Source organism: Belliella marina (assembly GCF_042682445.1).
In the GTDB taxonomy this organism is placed as follows: Bacteria; Bacteroidota; Bacteroidia; order Cytophagales; family Cyclobacteriaceae; genus Belliella; species Belliella marina.
Map to the genome: position 1 here is coordinate 123,962 of NZ_JBHUHR010000022.1, position 19,393 is coordinate 143,354.

Sequence of the window (19,393 nt, forward strand, 5' to 3'; positions counted from 1 at the left end):
TGAAGCCTATAGATGAGTTTTGATTTAATTGATTTGTATGTGAGTTCCTGTGGTGGTAATCGTATTTAAGATCTCAGGTGAGCCATAAATGAAAAATTCACAATCATCGCCAATGGGGATTTTTCCCAAGGTATTGCCCTGGCTTTCGGAAGAGGGTGTTTGGTAGGAGGATTGATTGACTAAATTTAGTTCAAATAAATTAACTTTTAATAGGCTAAACATAATAGGCTTGTTTTGGGTTTTTCGCTTTCACTCGTTTTTAAAACAGATTTGGAGATTAATGAAATCGATTTCAATAATAATCAATTAATTCCAAATTGAAAATGTCAATATATTTAAATTGGACTCTTTATAATATACAATGCTTAATTATCAATGTTTACAATAATTTAAGCAATATTAATTTTAGTGAAATGGTCATTTGATAGACCATTCGACAAATATTGATTCTAAAATTTAATTAAAATTATTCTAAAAGGCACACTTTTTTTTATTTTCTAATGAAATCGATTGCATATTTGATTTGTTTTCCCCAGATTTAGGGGCATATTACATAAGTTTGAATGAATCCCATTTTGTCTAAACAGTGAAGTGTCATTGACAATCAACCCAAAATGAATAGAATTCTACAATACCTGCTTCCGGTTTTTATACTGAATATAGTTTTTGTGTCTGCATCATTTGCAGAGATCCGGCTGCCATTTTTGATCAGTGATGGGATGGTTCTCCAGAGGGGTGTTCCCGTCAATATATGGGGTTGGGCAGATATTGGGGAAGAAATCCAAGTTGAGTTTGATGGAATAATAGTCAAAGGAAAAACTGATTCCGACGGAAAGTGGGAGTTTGCCTTGCCGCCCATGAAAGCCGGTGGGCCATTTCAGATGCAAATCACTGGCAATAATGAAGTGTTGGAAATCAGGGATATTTGGATAGGTGATGTATGGGTCTGTTCTGGACAGTCAAACATGGAGACTACCATGGAAAGGGTAGAACCTATGTTTCCAGAAGAATTTGTCGATGCGTACAATACAAGGATCAAGTATTTTGATGTTCCGGATGAATACAGCTTCACAGAAGTCAAGTCAGACTTGAAGGGAGGTAAATGGTTGGAGTTGAATCAGGAGAATATTAGGTCATTTGCTGCAGTCGCCTATTTTTTTGCGAAGAATATCAACCAGAAATATGATGTCCCCATAGGGATGATCAATGCCAGTGTCGGCGGATCTCCAATACAGTCCTGGTTACGGGAAGAAGATTTGAAAGCATTCCCCAGGGATTATGAAGAAGCATTGCATTTTCAGACTCCCGGGGTGATTGAGAATATTGAAAGGACTGATCGGGAGAGAATAAATGCCTGGAGAAGTGAATTGAAATCCAAAGACCAAGGGCTTTTGAACCCAGATCTTCCATGGTATTCTACTGATTTTAACCCAAAAGATTGGCAAATCATGGAAGAGGTGGGTTTTTGGCCTACTGATGATAGAAAGCCAATCAATGGTGTTTTTTGGTTTAGGAAAGAAATTGAGTTGGATTTTGATCCTACTGGATCTTCCGGGCAAAAATTACTGCTGGGGACGTTGGTGGATAGTGATGAAGCCTACATCAATGGTGTACTTGTGGGAAGTACAGGCTATAGATATCCACCAAGGAGATACAATATACCTAAGGGTGTATTAAAGAAAGGCAAGAATATCATCGTCGTGAAAATAGTCAATGAAAGTGGTAGGGGAGGTTTCATTACAGAAAAACCCTACCAACTGGAGATTGGGGATCAAACCATTGACCTGAGTAAATCTTGGCAATATCAAATTGGAGCTAAGATGCCCCAAGCGCCCAGCCAAACTGCCGTTAGGTTCAAGCCGATGGGTTTATACAATGCGATGATCGCACCACTTCACCGACTTTCGATCAAGGGTTTGCTATGGTATCAAGGTGAGTCCAATGCCGGACAGGCAAAAAACTATGAAAAACAGCTAGCCTCTTTGATAGCAGGATGGAGAGAAGAATGGCAGCGGCCGGAACTCCCGTTTTTGTTTGTGCAGCTTCCGAACTTTATGGAAGTGACAGATCAGCCACAGGAAAGTGGATGGGCAGAAATGAGAGAGGTACAAAGAAAGACTTTAGCCATTCCCCATACGGGAATGGCAATTACCATAGATGTTGGTGAAGCAAATGATATCCATCCATTGGACAAAAAAAGCGTGGGGGATAGGTTGGCACTACAAGCCCAGAAGTTGGTGTATGGAGAGAAATCCGGCCCGTTTTCGGGACCATTGTTTGAGGACGCCAGATTAAGAAAGCATAAATTGATTCTTACTTTTTCCGAAACAGGCAGTGGATTGAATATTTCTAACGGTGAAGAATTGAAAGGTTTTGCTTTGGCTGGAGAGGATGGGAAGTATTATTGGACAGATGCAGCCATTAAAAAGCATAAAGTCATTATCAGGTTTCCTGCTTCTGAAAAACCCAAAAAATTGAGATATGCATGGGCAAATAATCCCCAGTGGGCCAATTTGGTCAATTCTGTTGGACTTCCAGCATCACCTTTTGAAGTTGATCTAATGCCTTAAAGCCACTGTTTTTTGTTTTGCAGCAAGGGTCGCTAAGGAGCGCAAAGATTTTTTTACTTTTAATGTTTCACTTTGGGGGATTCCTGGTCTTTATGCGATGAGTTTAGTTTGATGTTTTTGTGTCCTTAAAAGAAATCTTCGGTAAAGTTGTTGCCGCAAGGGTCGCAAAGGAGCGCAAAGTTTTTTTTACTTTTTTAATGTTTCACACTGGGGGATTCCTTGCCTTTAAGCGAATGATTTAGTTTGGTGTTTTTGTGTCCTTTGTGTATCCATAGTGTTCCTTGTGGTTAAGTTTTTTCACCACCAAGCCCATTAAGGCTTCAGAAAGTCCGCAAATGTTTGTCTGTTTTTTTGATTTTTCTTTGCGTACCATTGCGTTCTTAGCGGTAAAAGAAATCTTCGGTAAAGTTGTTGCCGCAAGGGTCGCAAAGGAGCGCAAAGTTTTTTTTACTTTTTTAATGTTTCACACTGGGGGATTCCTTGCCTTTAAGCGAATGATTTAGTTTGGTGTTTTTGTGTCCTTTGTGTATCCATAGTGTTCCTTGTGGTTAAGTTTTTTCACCACCAAGCCCATTAAGGCTTCAGAAAGTCCGCAAATGTTTGTCTGTTTTTTTGATTTTTCTTTGCGTACCATTGCGTTCTTAGCGGTAAAAGAAATCTTCGGTAAAGTTGTTGCCGCAGAGGTCGCTAAGGAGCGCAAAGTTTTTTTACTTTTTTAATGCTTCACTTTGGGGGATGCATAGTCTTTATGCGAGGAGTTTAGTTTGGTGTTTTTGTGTATTCATAGTGTTCCTTGTGGTTAAGCTTTTCACCACCAAGCCCATTAAGGCTTCACAAAGTCCGCAAAGTTTTGTCTATTTTTTTGATTTTTCTTATCGTACCATTGCGTTCTTAGCGGTAAAAGAAATCTTCGGTAAAGTTGTTTCCGCTGAGGTCGCTGAGGTGCGCAAAGTTTTTTTACTTTTTTAATATTTCACCCTGGGGGGATCCCTTGTCTTTAAGCGAATTATTTAGTTTGATTTTTTGTGTCCTTTGTGTATTCATAGTGTTCCTTGTGGTTAGGCTTTTCACCACCAAGCCCATTAAGGCTTCACAAAGTCCGCAAAGTTTTGTCTCTTTTTTTGATTTTTCTTTGCGAACCATTGCGTTCTTAGCGGTAAAGGAAATCTTCGGTAAAGTTGTTGCCGCAAGGGTCGCTAAGGAGCGCAAAATTTTTTTTACTTTTAATGTTTCACTCTGGGGGAATCTCTTGTCTTTAAGCGAATTATTTAGTTTGATGTTTTGTGTCCTTTGTGTATCCATAGTGTTCCTTGTGGTTAGGCTTTTCACCACCAAGCTCATTAAGGCTTCACAAAGTCAGCCAAGGATTGTCTGTTTTTTTTGATTTTTCTTATCGTACCATTACGTTCTAAGCGGTAAAGGAAATCTTCAATCAAGTTAGCGCATCTAGTACCTGAATTTCTGTCTATATTTTTAACCCTAGAGTCTTGAATTAACCCAAATTGATAGATTGAATGTGTCAAACAGGTAATTTATTTGCTTATACTGAATGAAGTGATAGGTAATATTTTATGATAGATAGATTTTTTGGTATAAATGACTGTTAAAATATAGTGTGCTAATACAAACAATGAAAATTCAATATTTTTTTTTATATATAAACAACTGGTAATCAGTATTTTGGTCTAAGCGAAACAGGTTGCCTTATTGAAATCATTCAAAAACCCGCTCAATTCGCTCCAATGAGGGTTTTTTTACTTTTTTTATGTTTCAAGTAAGCGCAACGAATTTTTTAAATACTTGATAATCAAATAGTTGAAAATTAGTTTGTTTTTCGTTTTATATACAAGACTTTCTATATTTGATTCAGTTAATTTCAATCAAAACCCAGAATAAATATGATACATTATTACACTTCAATTCCCCAGTTACAAGACCCTGTTTGGGTGAATGTTTCGAGTCATTCACAGATGGCTATTCTTAAAAAAACTTGTAGCACTATTTCACCACTTCATTCAGTCAATAGACTTCAACAAGCCTAAGGTTTTTGGGCAGGTTGGGATTGTTTCCCCTTGCCTGGTTCCAAGCTTTTGAGTTTATGTCATGCTACAATGACATATACATGTCAACTGGTGCGCATCAGTATTTAACTTGACTACAAAATTCAATTATTAAATAAAACCCAAAATCAATGAGCATGATCAATACCCAACAAAACACCAGCTAGGTATGGTGTCACGCAGAATGTAGGATTTCTGCTGGAGCTGATCTGAATATTGATATTTAGACAAAAGCTCAACAATCAATCTTTTAAACCTTAAATAATAATTACCAAAATTATATGGATACAAAATTACTAAGGCGATTCTTTTTTATAAAAAAGAACTTGACATACGTCTTGGCAATTCTGCTGATCATGACGACAGTTTTATTGCCTTCCTATGCCAGAGATGCCAGAGGGGATGTTGCAGTTGGATTTTCGGATTCAACGGCGACTGCATCGATGTCTGTACCCGGTGAACTTAGCCATGGAGAAACTAAGTTGGATATCGCCCAAGCAAGGGTGGATAAATCAATTGTCAACCAAACGGAAATCAAAAAAGCCGGACAAGGGGTTGATCTTTTCAATGTCTTGGACGAGTTGGCAGCAAAAAATGATTTTGCTTACAATGTCAATGGGATCAAGAAACCAAGTAAACCTTCATTGGATAAAGCAAACGCAATCAAGTTAGCGCAGATAACAGGTATAGTTACAGATGCCAAAGATGGCCTTCCGATTCCTGGTGTGACTGTCCTTATCAAAGGTACTACCAAAGGAGTTGCCACGGATTTGGATGGTCAATTTAGAATTAATGTTGAGCCAGGAGAGTCTTTAATATTTAGTTTTATTGGCTACAAATCAAGAGAGATAGCCATAACAGACGGAAGAACTACCTATAACATTTCTTTAAGTGAAGATGAAACTTCGCTGGAGGAGATTGTTGTAGTTGGGTATTCTGAGCAGAAAAAGGAGACTGTTGTAGGTGCAGTTGTATCAGCACGAGGTGAGGAGCTTCAAAGAACTGGTGGTGTATCAAGTGTTGGAGCAGCTTTGACTGGAGCATTACCTGGATTAATAACTACAGCGGGTACTGGTGTACCAGGTGCTGACCAACCCCAAATTGTAATTAGGGGACAAAATAGCTGGAATGGAAATAGTCCTTTGATATTAGTAGATGGTGTGGAAAGACCTGAGTTTTTTAATCAAATGGACATTGGTTCGGTTGAATCTATTACAGTTTTGAAGGATGCATCAGCTACGGCTCAGTTTGGATCTAGGGGTGCCAATGGTGTAATTATAGTTATAACAAAAAGAGGTAGAGACGGAAGGGCTGAAGTGTCAGCTCGTGTAAGTAGTGCTGCAAAAGTAGTATCTATGCTACCAGGTAAGTTCGACTCCTATGATGCAATTGGTGTGAGAAATATGGCCATTGAGCGTGAACTGGGAGTGAACCCAAATGCATGGTCGCAAATCATACCTCAAGAAATGCGTAACTTATATCGATACCCAACAAGTCTAGAAGATGCAGAAAGGTATCCAAATGTAGATTGGCAAAGAACCTTGTTTAGAGATGTAGCGATGGCCCATAATGCTAATGTGAGCATTAGAGGAGGTACACCAAGAACTAAGTATTTTGCTAGTATTGATTACCAAAATGAAGGTGATCAGTTTAGAGGGCTTTCGAATAACGATAGAGGATACCAAGCTGGTTTTGATTTCAACAGGTTCAATTTTAGAAGTAACCTTGACTTTCAATTAACTAAATCAACTGTATTGAAAGTAGATTTGGGAGGGACGTATGCAGCCAGAAAAACTCCATTCCTTGCAGGAGATAACAATGCCTATTGGTCTTCAGCATATAACAATGCCCCTGATGCATTTATGCCAATATATTCTAATGGTTTTTATGGTTTTGTTGGTGAAGGAAGTTCTGGAGCTACAAATTCGTATTCAGCATTGGCTCACAATGGTATAGAATATATCACTACTGCTAATCTAATGTCCAACTTTATATTAGAGCAAGATTTGGGCATGTTGATTCCAGGTTTGAAGTTTAGGGGTAATTTATCGGTAGATAATAGGTTTACTGAAGTTGGAAGAGGTGTAGATGATAGGTTTAGAGAACCAAGAGCCATGTTTATAGATCCATTCACTGGGCAAGTTTCGTACTTTAGGGAATTTGATACAAACTCAAATTTCGATTATTTTCCAGAAAGATGGAATACTACAGTAGGTAATATTGGTACAAATAATTTCAATGGCCCTCAAAGACGTTTATTTTATCAGGCTAGATTGAATTATAATAAAACGATAGCTGATGATCATAATATATCAATATTAGGCCAGGTACAAAGACAAGAAGATGCTATTGGAAGTATGATACCTGTATATAGAGAGGATTGGGTTTTCCATACTTCATACAATTATAAAGGCAAGTACTTGATCGACTATAGTGGAGCGTATAATGGATCTGAAAAGTTTTCACCTGAGAACAGGTTCGCATTTTTCTCTGCTGGAGGTATAGGTTGGGTGATTTCGGAAGAAAACTTCCTAAAGTCTTTCTCTTCAATTGATTTTTTGAAGATAAGAGCGACATACGGGGAAGTTGGTGATGATAGTGCTGGAGGTAGATTTTTGTTCATGAACCAATGGGCATTTGGTGGTGCAGCAAGGATGGGTTTGGTTGGTGATCCCCCTGCAAATAGTCCCTATCAATGGTATAGGGAAACTGTGATTGGCAATCCTTCCGTAAAATGGGAAACTGTTTATAAATATAATATCGCTACTGAATTCAGCTTCTTTGAAGGTAAATTGTATGGTGAGTTAGATTTTTTTAGAGACAATAGGGTAGATGTATTGATGACTTCAGGAAGAGCTGTTCCATCATATTATGGGGCTTCTGCACCTGCTGCAAACTTGGGTGAGGTGATGACGCAAGGATTTGAATTACAGCTTGGTACGGAAAGGAAGTTTAGTTCAGGATTAAGGCTATGGGCAGATATAGCCGTCACGCATGCAACAGATCAAGTGATCTTTAGAGATGATCCAGAATTGTTGCCAGCTTACCAAAAACAAGCGGGTTTCCAACTAGGACAAACAAGATCTCATATCACTAACGGATTTGTTGGTTCATGGGATGAAGTATATGCACAGACACAATTTAATGCAGAAAATCAAAGTAGAATCCCTGGGATGTATCAGATTGTTGACTTCAATGGTGATGGGATTATTGATGCATTTGACTCAGCACCATATGGTTATTCTGGTGTGCCCATGAATACTTACAATACCAACATTGGTGCTGAGTATAAAGGGTGGAGCTTGTTCTTACAGTTTTATGCGGTAAACAATGTGACACGCTCTGTTCCCCTAATGAGCTTGACCAATCAAAGAAATCTAGTGTTTGAACAAGGAAGCCTTTGGTCACCAGATAACTTGAGTGCAGATACTGCTTTTCCAAGGTGGTTGCCTTCAGCTGGTTATCATATGGGAAACAGGTTCCAATTTGATGCATCTTATATCAGGTTGAAAAACGCAGAGATTGCCTACCAATTTCAACCAAATCAGGTCAAAAAACTTGGCTTGGCGAACTTGAGGGTTTTCTTAAACGGTAACAATCTCTTGATGTGGACACAAATGCCAGATGATAGAGAATCTAATGCTGGCGGTGGTGGAGGAACTGGTGCATACCCATTGGTTCGTAGGTTTAATTTAGGTTTAAATATGACATTCTAATGAAAACAGTTATGAATATTCTAAGAATGAAAAAATATAGCATAACCAGTATTTGGGTTATTGCATTGGTGATGATTTCTTCATGTGAAGACTACTTGGATAGAACTCCTGAGTCAGTTATTTCTGAAGAAACTGCGTTTCGGAATTTTGAGAATTTCCAGGGATTTACAGAAGAGCTCTATCGTTGTATCCCAGATAAGTTTCATTCTCACAATCAAGCGACAGGAAACTTTGGTGATGATGAAATATGGTCAGATGATTCTCCTGATCAGGTTGGGTTTAGATTTGACAGGGGAGATTTTTGGGCGTGGACACATTGGTCAAGCTACTTTGATCATGGTAGTCTAACGACAACTCAAGATAGAACTGCAAAGGGACTTTGGCCATTGGCATGGTATGGAATAAGAAAAGCCAACTTAGGCTTGGAAAATCTGCACAGGATGACAGAAGCAACACAAGAAGAAAGAGAACTTATAGAAGGTCAATTACTTTTCTTTAGAGGATGGCTTCATTTCAATATGGCTCAGTACTGGGGTAGCCTTCCCTATATCGATAGGGTTTTGCCTGGTGATGAGCCATTAAGGGAAGAGAAGTTATCTTATCAAGAGTTTGCAGAAAAAGCACATAATGATTTCAGAAGAGCAGCTGACTTATTACCTATCAACTGGGACAATACTGCGACAGGTAGGAGAACAGCTGGCAACAACCATTATCGCATCAATAAGATCATGGCCCTATCCTACTTAGGTAAAAACCTGCTTTGGGCAAGTAGTCCATTGATGAATAGTGTATCAGGCGGAGGTCCAGTTTATAATGCTGACTTGGCAAGAAGAAGTGCAGAAGCATTCGGTGAATTGTTGAATTTGGTGGAATCTGGACAGACGCAGTATGCCTTAGAGCCATTTAGCAACTACAAAAGGATATTCCTGACTAGAGGTCAGAATTGGCTATTACCAGGAGGAGCTGAAACTATTTTTAGAACTCTGGTGCATGGTGTAAATGCGACTCATTGGAACTTGACGCAATGTTGGATACCAGCTGTAATAGCTCGTGATGCAAATCACAGACTCTCACCGACTTCGAATTATGTAAATAGAAATTATGGAATGGCGAATGGGTTGCCTTTACCAGAAGATATTTCACAAGCTGACCCAGAGTCTGGTTACGATCCTAATTATCCTTTTAGAAATCGTGACCCTAGGTTTTATCATGATATTGCCTATGATGGTGTACAGATGGTACTTGGTTCATTATCACCAGAAAATGCAAATCTTAGATATGCAAATCTTTACACAGGAGGAAATTTCAGAAATGATAGAAACAGTACCCGTACAGGTTATGTACACATGAAATTCATGATGGTTGGTTACAATAATTTCGACCAACTCTTTAGCTACGGTAATGCGGGTAGCAGGAATATTCCCTATGTACGACTTTCTGACATTTACCTGATGTATGCCGAAGCTGCTTTGATGGGGTATAATAGTGTAACTGGTCAATCTCCTAATTTTTCAAAAAATGCTGTAGAAGCAGTAAATACCATCAGGGAGAGAGCTGGTATGCCTGAAGTTTTACCAAGATTTCAAACTACAGTTTCTGTTTTTCTTGAAGAATTGAGAAGAGAAAGGGCAGTAGAGTTGGCTTTTGAAGGTCATAGATTTACGGATTTGCGTAGATGGATGTTGATAACACATCCAGATTATGCAGCAAAAACAGCGATGGAGTTTGATAGGGCAGAAGCTTTAAATACCGAGGTCCCATCAGATACCAGGATTGTGAATTTACGAGAAAGGGTGATTATCAATAGGAACTATGATGACAAGCATTATTGGTTGCCTTTTAAAGTTTCTGACGTATCACTTTACCCTGAGTTTGACCAAAACCCTGGATGGTAAATGTGTTTTTTAAAGTTTAAATTTTAGAAAAGAAAATTATGAAATACATATGTAAAAGCCTGTTTCTTGTGGTCATTATGCTTTGTTCTGGGACATGGCTATGGGCTCAAGAGGAGGTTATGTTGATCGAAATAAGATCTACCGTGATGTCCGAAGATGGCATTCCGTTGTCAGGAGCTAGGGTGTCTAGCGAGAGTGACAGGGTATTTGCAACTACAGATGATTTTGGAAAATTCGAAATTGAAATCAGGCCAAATGCAACGATTGAGATCTTAGCTGATGGTTACATTGCGAGGTATATTCAAGCAAGTGATATAGGATCAGAGATTGCTATGAAACTTGTACAAGATGACAGGGTAAATGTGGCCATGCGCCAAGTAAATAGGGATAAGCTTTTAGGAGGTGTTTCTTATGTAGATGTGACTGAATTGATGAATGTAAACTATTTTGTCAATAGTCTTGATAACATGGCATCATTTGCAAGTGGTTTTCATGGGAATATTTGGGGGAACAATGGTTTTCTGGTATTGGTAGATGGACTTCCTAGAGATGCTAGCTCAGTAGTTGCTACTGAAATAGATCAAATTTCCTTTCTCAAGGGAGCGGCTGCAGTAGCTCTTTATGGGAGTAGGGCTGCAAAAGGCGTGATCTTAATCACAACAAAAAGAGGAGTAGCTGGTGAAAATCAAGTGAATGTAAGGGTGAATTCAGGTATCCATGCACCAAAACGCATTGCCAAATACTTGGGTTCTGCAGAATACATGACGCTATACAATGAGGCAAGGGTGAATGATGGACTTTCACCTTTATGGACTCAGGAAGATATCTACAATCATGGTTCAGGAATCAATCTATACAGATATCCAGATTTGGATTTCTTATCTTCAGATTACTTACAGAGAGTATATAGTGCACAGGATGCTACATTAGAAATTGCAGGAGGAAATGATAGGGCGAGGTATTATACTAATATCGGATACTGGGGACAGGGGTCTCTATTAAATTTTGGAGAAGCAGTTAACAATAGAAATGAAAGAATCAATATTCGTGGAAATATTGATGCGAAACTCAATGACTATATTACTGCGAAAGTAGATGCCGCTATGATCTTCAGGAATGATTATGGTACCAATGCGAACTTTTGGGGTGGTCATCATGGCCTTAGACCTCATCGGGTATCTCCTATGATTCCCTTAAGTATGCTAGAGCCAGATGATCTGAGTTCACAAGTTTATTTTCAAAATAGCGACCACATTATCAATGGTCAATATTTACTAGGTGGTAATCAACTAGAACCTACAAATCCAATTGGGGATATATATGCTGCAGGCACGAATGTAAATACCAATAGACAGTTTCAGTTCAATATAGGTACAGAAGCGGATCTTAGAAACCTCACTGAAGGCCTTACCTTCAATGCAAATTTTGGGATTGATTATTTGACCTCATATACCTTAGCATTCAACCATCAGTATGCTACTTATCGGCCTACTTGGACGAATTATGCGGGAGAAGAGTTGATAGCTTCACTCGAAAGGTTTGGTCAAGATGCTAGTACCCGAAATCAAAATATAAGCAATAGTTTGTTTCGTCAGACATTGATGTCATCTGCACAATTGAACTACACAAAGCAACTCAATGAAGATCATCATGTCTATGGAATGTTGTCAGCTTATGGTTTCTTAATTACAACTTCTGGACAATATCATAGGATGGGAAATGCCAATCTGGGATTATTGCTAGGCTATGAATACAAAAATAAATATCAAGTTGAATTCAATGGTGCCATGCCTCATTCTGCAAAATTGCCTGAAGGTAATAGAAAAGCCATATCACCTACCCTAAGTGCTGGTTGGAGATTGAGTGAAGAAGGCTTTATGTCAGGCGCTTCTAATATAAATAACCTTAGGCTAACAGCTTCTGCAGGTATAATCAATACAGATCTTGATATTGATGATTATTACATGTATGTCACCAATGTAGTTACTAGAGATGAAGGGAGTCATTGGGTAACTTGGAATGATGGTTTGAGTGTACGAACAGGAGTGGTAATGGGAGCAGAAAACCCATTCTTCACCTATCCAAAGAGAGAAGAAATCACTTTCGGTTTAGATGGATCATTTTTCAACAATAAGCTATTCTTCAATGGTAATTACTTCGCATCTAGAATGAGTGGGTTGATCACAAAGGTTGCTTTGGAATATCCTAGTTACTTGACTTCTAGCTGGCCCAATGCTGATTTTCTCCCAAACTTGAACTATAACAGTGATTTGAGAACTGGTTTTGACTTTAACTTGAACTATAGAGAAAAAATTGGTCAAGTCAATTGGAATTTTGGTTTAGTTGGGACCTATTATGAGGTAAAGGCTTTAAGAAGGGCTGAAGCATATGAAGATGATTATCAGTTTAGATCTGGGACTCCGCTTGATGGAATATGGGGTTTGAGAAGTGATGGTTTTTTTAATAGTGTAAGTGAGATTGAAGCTGCTCCTAATCAAACTTTTGGTCAAGTTAGACCAGGTGATATCAGGTATTTGGATCAAAATGGAGACGGTAGTATCAATGTCAGAGATGAGGTTTATCTAGGTAGAGGAGGATGGTGGGGATCACCTTTGACTCTGGGTTTGAACATAACTGCAAACTGGAAAAACTTCACCTTTTTTGCGCTAGGTACAGGAAGGTTTGGTGCAAATGCCATGAGAGACAGTCCATACTTCAGAGCTTCGGGTGAATCAAAGTATTCTGAAGTGGTCAGAGATCGATGGACACCTGAAACCATGGATACGGCTACTTATCCTAGATTGACTACTCAAAATGCAGCAAACAATTTTAGGACCAGTGATTTCTGGATGTATTCTACAGATCGATTTGATTTGGAAAGGGTTCAAATTACTTACAATGTACCAGCTGTATTAACATCAAAATTGTTTGTAAAGAACCTGGATGTCTATTTGAGTGGGATGAATTTGTTGACCATTTCACCATATAGAAGGATTTTAGAAACTAATTTCGCTGGTCCCCCACAGACCAGATTTTATAACCTGGGTCTAAATGCAAGATTCTAAAATTTGGTAATCATGAAGAATTTAAAAAATATATACTTATCCATTTTGATGATTAGTTTGATGATATCAAGTGGATGTACAGATTTATTCGAACCTTCACTGAGAGATATTCAGAGTATAGAAGGTTTGTATGAGAATAATCCAAATCCAGCATATGGATTATTGCAAAATGCGTATTTACCCCTACCTAGAAATAGTTGGCAGTTCAGTGATATGGCCACAGATAATGCTGTAAGCACAAATGAAAACCACGATTACCTAAGAGTAGCAACAGGACAGTGGACAGCTACATTCAATCCTCTCAATAGATGGGGATTAGGTACAGGTCTTCAGTATATTAACTTGTTTCTGGAGCATGTAGATAATATACAGTTTGCAAATGATCCTGTCACTAACTTAACCTTTCGAGACAGAATGAAAGGAGAAGCCTATGGGCTAAGGGCACTTTATATGTTTCACTTGCTACAAGCACATGCTGGGATGGTAAATGGAGAGTTATTAGGTGTACCTATACTTACTGCTTCGCAAGGGATTGGTTCTGAGTTTAATATACCTAGAAATACTTTTGAAGAATGTATGCAACAACTGTATGCTGATGTTGATGCAGCACTTGAACTGTTGCCATGGGACTATCAAAATATAAATAGTGTATCAGATATTCCTTCCAAATATAGAGAGCTTGGCGGTGGCTTAACCGAATACAACAGGGCATTTGGATCTGATGGAGGATTATTGGTGAGTGGAAGGATTGTCAGAGCTGTTAGAGCTCAGGCTGCCCTATTAGCAGCAAGTCCTGCTTTTGCTCAAGGGAACTCTACTACCTGGGCTGATGCTGCAAATTATGCTGCTCAGATCATTGACAGGCAAGGTGGTGTGTCGGGTATCTCACCTACTGGTCTCACCTGGTATAGAAATGTGAATGAAATCAATAATACAGGGGGAGGAAATACTCCTGGTGGTGAAGTCTTGTGGAGAACATCCTTAGGAGGAAACTCTACTAATCTAGAGGCTACTCATTTTCCACCTACTTTATTTGGAAATGGACTTTTAAATCCAACTCAAAATTTTGTAGATGCATTTCCTATGGCAAATGGCTATCCTATAGATCACCCAAGTAGTGGATACGACCCAAATGATCCATACAATGGAAGAGATCCAAGATTGAGAGAGTTTGTTATTGTCAATGGTTCTACTGCGGGCGTAAACAATACTGTAATCAATACGGCTGCTGATGGTCCTAATAACAATGCCTTGAATAGGGTAGAAACATCAACTAGGACTGGGTATTACTTAAGGAAATTACTTAGACAGGATGTGAACTTAGATCCAAATAGTACTACTGGTCAAGTTCATATTCAACCCAGAATAAGGTATACTGAGATTTACTTGATTTATGCGGAAGCAGCTAATGAGGCTTGGGGACCTACTGGGACTGGTTCAAATGGTTTTTCTGCTTATGATGTAGTTAGGGCTATTAGACAGCGTGCAGGTATAGGAAATGGCAGTACAGATGAATACTTGGAGTCAGTTAGAAATGATCAAGTTGCGATGAGGGAATTGATCCTAAATGAAAGAAGGATTGAATTGTCTTTTGAAGATTTCAGGTTCTGGGATTTGAGGAGATGGAATGCTAACCTTAATGAAACAGCTACAGGAATGGAAATCCAAAGTGGAGTTCATAGAATCATAGATGTTGAGAATAGGGTGTTTGGTAGTCATATGATCTATGGCCCTATTCCTTATGGTGAAACACTCAAATTTAGCGCATTGCAACAAAACGATCAGTGGTTACCTTAATTACTGTTTTAATTCAAATTGAAAAAATATGAAGAATTTAGTTTATATATCAATGATTATGCTGATACTCAATGTGTCATGCGTAAACGATGAGCGTGATTTCCCAGATTTCGAATATCAGACAGTCTATTTCGCTCATCAATTCCCTGTAAGGACGATTACCTTTGGAGAAGATTTATTTGATAACTCTCTTGACAACGAGGGCAAGGTTAGAGTCATGGCCACCTTAGGAGGTGCTTATGCTTCTAGGTCTGATGTTTTGTTAGATATAGAAGTAGATAATTCTCTTACTGAAAACTTGCTGTTTACTAGCGGTGGAGAACCTGTCAGAAATATGCCTAGTGAGTATTTTCAACTTCAAGACAATCAAATTACAATCCCGAGAGGCAGAGTAACAGGAGGTGTAGAAGTTCAACTGACAGGAGCTTTTTTCAATGACCCAGATGCTATTCGAAACTCTTATGTAATTCCGCTAAGAATTACCAATGTGGTAAATGCTGATTCTGTTTTGTCTGGGATACCTTTAGTGAGTAATCCAAATAGAGCTATAATTTCTGATTGGGATGTGCAACCAAAAGATTTTGTGTTCTATGCTATCAAATATATCAATGAATACGACGGGAACTACTTGAGAAGAGGTGCAGATGCGATCACTGGTAAGCCTGGCTATGAAGAATTGACACAAAATGCAACCAGAAGAGCCAACTACGTCGAAAATGATCAGATTCAAGCTATGAATACCAGTGCAAGAAATGAAACAATCTTGCCTCTAGTCTATCAAGGAGAAGGAGGAGTTAATGTCAATCTCCCTTTAAGGTTAACGTTTAACAACAATGGTGAATGCACTATTTCAGCAGGTGCAGATGGGTTTACTGCTTCAGGTTCAGGTAGGTTTGTAAGTAAGGGGGAAAAAAACTCATGGGGAGGACAAGATAGAGACGCACTTTACCTAACCTATGAAATTGATAATCCGATGATGAATATAGTGACTACGGATACCTTGGTAATGAGAGACAGAGGTGTAGGTTTTGAATTGTTCAACCCGGTACTTCAGTAATTGTAGACTATTAAAAAAGCAAATATGAAAAATATTAAAAAATATGGAATAGTGGCTTCTTTAGCGGTCTTAGGATTTTCGTGTGCGGATATTGATCCTTTAGAATTTGATGTTGAAAAGCCTGCTAGTATAGTGGAGTTTGATCGGATCAATGCATTTGATGACCTTAAAAGTTATTTGCCAGAGAACTCTAGCTTTCGAATAGGATCAAAGATCCCATTGCCTGATTACGGATCAATGGGTTTGTACTATAGAGTAATGAATAGAAATTTTAATGAGATTACCCCAAGCACAGAGGCATCTCATGGTGCAGTTGTCCAGAATGATGGATCATTAAATTTGGCCAGTCTGGAGAATTTCTTTGATGCTGTCGAAGTAAGTGGAATTTCAGTTTACTGGAATAACCTGATTACTCACAGTGGCCAAAATTCCACGTATCTAAACAGTATTATTGCCCCGTTGGTAATCCCTGGCGATGAAGGTACATACCTGATCAATTTTGAGGATTCTGAATTTGGGGATAATTTCCCAATGCACAATGGTGGAAGCAGTGTTGTGGTGACTGATCCCGTGACCCAAACCGGGAAGGTTTTAAACGTACTTGGCCCCCAGACATTCCCCATGTTTTCCATCACATTGCCTGATGGTGTGACTTTAGGAGATGTTGAAACACTCACATTTGATTTTAACGGTGCCGGATGTTGTGGTTTGTATGGACAGGGCTTGAGAATGGGGATCAGTGATGGTCCCACAGTATCAACGTTCACTGGGTATGGTAGTCCAGCAAGTTTTGGAGCTCCTGATGGCGGTTGGTCGAGAAATGCTATCATTCTGCCATTTGCTGATTTGAATTTGACAGCATCCCAGAAAGAGTTGAATAGCTTCACTTTGTCTGTAGGTTCTGCTACTGGCGCAGCCAATTACTTTATAGATAATCTTAGGCTTTTCTGGAGACAGGAAGGAGAAACAATTCCGAAAACTGGAGAAGAGATTACTGAAATCCTAACATACGAGATGGATAAATGGATTTCTGGAATCGCTGAAGTTGGAAATGAAGGAATTAAGACTTGGAATGTACTTAGTCACCCTATGAGTAATGACAATCCTACTGAATTGAGGTCTGGTGAAGAAATGGAAAGTATACCTGATGGAACATTCTTTTGGCAAGATCACTTAGGACCTCAATATGGAGTTTTAGCATTCCAGATGGCAAGGCAGTATGGTGATAGTGATGATCTTTACTTTATCAATGAGACTGGTTTGGTAGGAAATCCTGCAAAGTTAGATGGATTGATGCAGTACATTTCATACTTAGAAAGCAATGGAGTTCAAGTTGATGGTATTGCTACAGAGATCAGAATAGATTTAAGCTCAAGTTTGGCACAAGTAGCTTCACTTTTTCAACAACTTGCTTCAACAGGGATGAGGATTAAAATTTCAAGCTTAGAAGTAATACTTGACTCTACAAATCCCACACCTGTAATGATGAATAGACAAGAGGATTTATACACAGAATTGGTTGAAAGTTACTTTGAACACATACCTTCAAACCAGCAGTATGGGATGGTATTTGGTAGAGCCGTAGATTTACAAGAAGATCCACTTCGCCAAGGAATATGGTATAGGTATAGAACTTCTGAAAACCTGTTGGACAGAAAACCAGCCTATGCTGGAATTGCTCAGGGATTGATCAATGCTTTTGATTAATTGATTTATACTTGAAACAGTTGATGTAGGTTGATTGCATCAACTGTTTCATTAGTTTTTTAATGATGGAAGCATAGCTCGTTTCTAAAGTAAATGATGGCTTTTGTATGTTATGATTTAAATCAATAAGTGTTGCTGCATTTATTCTTTTCAATTACTAGTATGACTGTCAGGGATTTCCATTTAAATAGATGTTCAAATAAAGTGACTTAAGTACAATTTATCAGATTAGAGTCTAGAAATATGTCAATCAAAAGATAAAGCATGAAATACTTTAAGGTCTTATATATAGTCATATTAAGTTTAGCTTTTGCTTGTAGCGAAGTGGAAGATTTAGCCCAGGTCGAAGATGAGCTAGAGGAAATAGGTGATGAATCTTTAGACTTTGAATTCCCTTTGTCTACTCCACTCTTGAAAGTAGAAGGCCGACAGTTGGTAGACCCCTGTGGCAATGAAGTACTGTTACATGGCGTAGCAATCACACCAAGTCCCTGGTTCAATGGTGGCCATGTAGGTGTCTGGAGATGGAACAATTACGATGTAGCCGGATGCCTTGCTTACAACAAAGGGGTGATGGATAAGCTGACCAATGCCGAAGAAGGTTGGTTTCTCAACATGGTCAGATTGCATATTGATCCTTATTGGAGTAATACTCCGGGAGAACCTATTCCAGAAAATGATATTTCCAGATTCGATTTTGATCGGTTTGTGACAGCTGTAGATGAAGTCATTGTCCCATTGATTGACCATGCAAAATCCCGTGGCATGTATATCATCCTAAGACCCCCGGGAGTTTGCCCACACCAAATAGCTTTGGGTGATGAATATTTTGATTACCTCTTGAAAATATGGGATCATATTTCCCAACATCCTGAGCTGAAAAACAAAGCACATGTCATGTTCGAGTTGGCAAACGAGCCAGTCCATATCCTTGGTACCAATGGGGAGTATGGCAGCAACACCCAGCCTCATTTCGATGCCTTAAAACTGTTTTTCCAACCCATGGTGGACAATATCCGGGCTAATGGTGCTGAGAATGTCCTCTGGATACCGGGATCAGGTTACCAATCCCATTACAGTGGATTTCCAAACAATCCCATAGAAGATGACAATTATGGCTATGCTGTCCATATCTACCCGGGCTATTGGGGTCAGCAAAACAATGACCCAACTACATTCCGCAACAATTGGAATACCCATATCAAGCCTGTAGCCGATATAGCACCGATTGCTGTGACAGAAATCGATTGGGGACCGGAGCAGTATGGAGTATGGGGCAAAGGTGGTGTGACCGGAACAGCAGGAGCATGGGGCTTTGGTGCCAATTTCAAGCTTTTGGCAGATGAGTCTGGCAATGTAAGCTGGAATTTACTCTCCCCTGAGAATTTGTTCCATGATGGACATTTGGATGGAGGATTGGCATACGATGCAGATCCACAGGCATGTGCCTATCCAGTACATCAATGGTTCAGGGAGTATGCGAAGGAAAAAGTGATTTGTGATTGAAAATGAAGTGCAAAATTGAA

The 19,393-nt window shown here is 39.0% G+C and carries 10 protein-coding genes; 8 read left to right on the forward strand and 2 right to left on the reverse strand.

The window, feature by feature from the left end:
- Positions 1 to 24: 24 nt before the first annotated feature.
- Positions 25 to 222, reverse strand: coding sequence for a hypothetical protein (locus tag ACFSKL_RS07990; RefSeq protein ID WP_376885136.1), 198 nt, complete (start codon positions 220 to 222; stop codon positions 25 to 27).
- A 392-nt stretch (positions 223 to 614) separates the two neighbouring features.
- On the opposite strand from ACFSKL_RS07990, the gene ACFSKL_RS07995 reads away from it, so the two are divergent.
- Positions 615 to 2,570, forward strand: coding sequence for a sialate O-acetylesterase (locus ACFSKL_RS07995; protein WP_376885137.1), 1,956 nt, complete (start codon positions 615 to 617; stop codon positions 2,568 to 2,570).
- Between the two features lie 957 nt (positions 2,571 to 3,527).
- Here the strand turns inward: ACFSKL_RS07995 and ACFSKL_RS08000 are convergent.
- Positions 3,528 to 3,872, reverse strand: coding sequence for a hypothetical protein (locus tag ACFSKL_RS08000; RefSeq protein WP_376885138.1), 345 nt, complete (start codon positions 3,870 to 3,872; stop codon positions 3,528 to 3,530).
- Between the two features lie 1,039 nt (positions 3,873 to 4,911).
- Here ACFSKL_RS08000 and ACFSKL_RS08005 point away from each other — a divergent pair.
- The 7 genes from ACFSKL_RS08005 to ACFSKL_RS08035 all read left to right on the forward strand — a co-directional run bounded on the left by ACFSKL_RS08005 (position 4,912) and on the right by ACFSKL_RS08035 (position 19,373).
- Positions 4,912 to 8,346: a SusC/RagA family TonB-linked outer membrane protein gene (locus ACFSKL_RS08005; protein ID WP_376885140.1), complete on the forward strand. Its 3,435-nt coding sequence runs from the start codon at positions 4,912 to 4,914 to the stop codon at positions 8,344 to 8,346.
- Positions 8,346 to 10,241, forward strand: coding sequence for a RagB/SusD family nutrient uptake outer membrane protein (locus tag ACFSKL_RS08010; RefSeq protein WP_376885142.1), 1,896 nt, complete (start codon positions 8,346 to 8,348; stop codon positions 10,239 to 10,241). Before ACFSKL_RS08005 ends, ACFSKL_RS08010 begins: the two co-directional genes overlap by 1 nt.
- A 38-nt stretch (positions 10,242 to 10,279) precedes the next feature.
- Entirely contained in the window at positions 10,280 to 13,306 is a 3,027-nt protein-coding gene (locus ACFSKL_RS08015) for a SusC/RagA family TonB-linked outer membrane protein (RefSeq protein WP_376885144.1), read from the forward strand.
- 12 nt (positions 13,307 to 13,318) lie between these two features.
- Entirely contained in the window at positions 13,319 to 15,103 is a 1,785-nt protein-coding gene (locus ACFSKL_RS08020) for a RagB/SusD family nutrient uptake outer membrane protein (RefSeq protein WP_376885145.1), read from the forward strand.
- Between the two features lie 28 nt (positions 15,104 to 15,131).
- Positions 15,132 to 16,160, forward strand: a complete 1,029-nt coding sequence (locus tag ACFSKL_RS08025; RefSeq protein ID WP_376885146.1) for a DUF5627 domain-containing protein — start codon at positions 15,132 to 15,134, stop codon at positions 16,158 to 16,160.
- Positions 16,161 to 16,184: 24 nt separating this feature from the next.
- A complete protein-coding gene (locus ACFSKL_RS08030) occupies positions 16,185 to 17,867 on the forward strand; it encodes an endo-1,4-beta-xylanase (RefSeq protein WP_376885148.1) in 1,683 nt (560 codons plus the stop codon).
- Between the two features lie 264 nt (positions 17,868 to 18,131).
- Complete coding sequence (locus tag ACFSKL_RS08035) at positions 18,132 to 19,373, forward strand: glycoside hydrolase family 5 protein (protein WP_376885150.1); 1,242 nt, start codon at positions 18,132 to 18,134, stop codon at positions 19,371 to 19,373.
- The last annotated feature ends 20 nt before the right edge of the window (positions 19,374 to 19,393 follow it).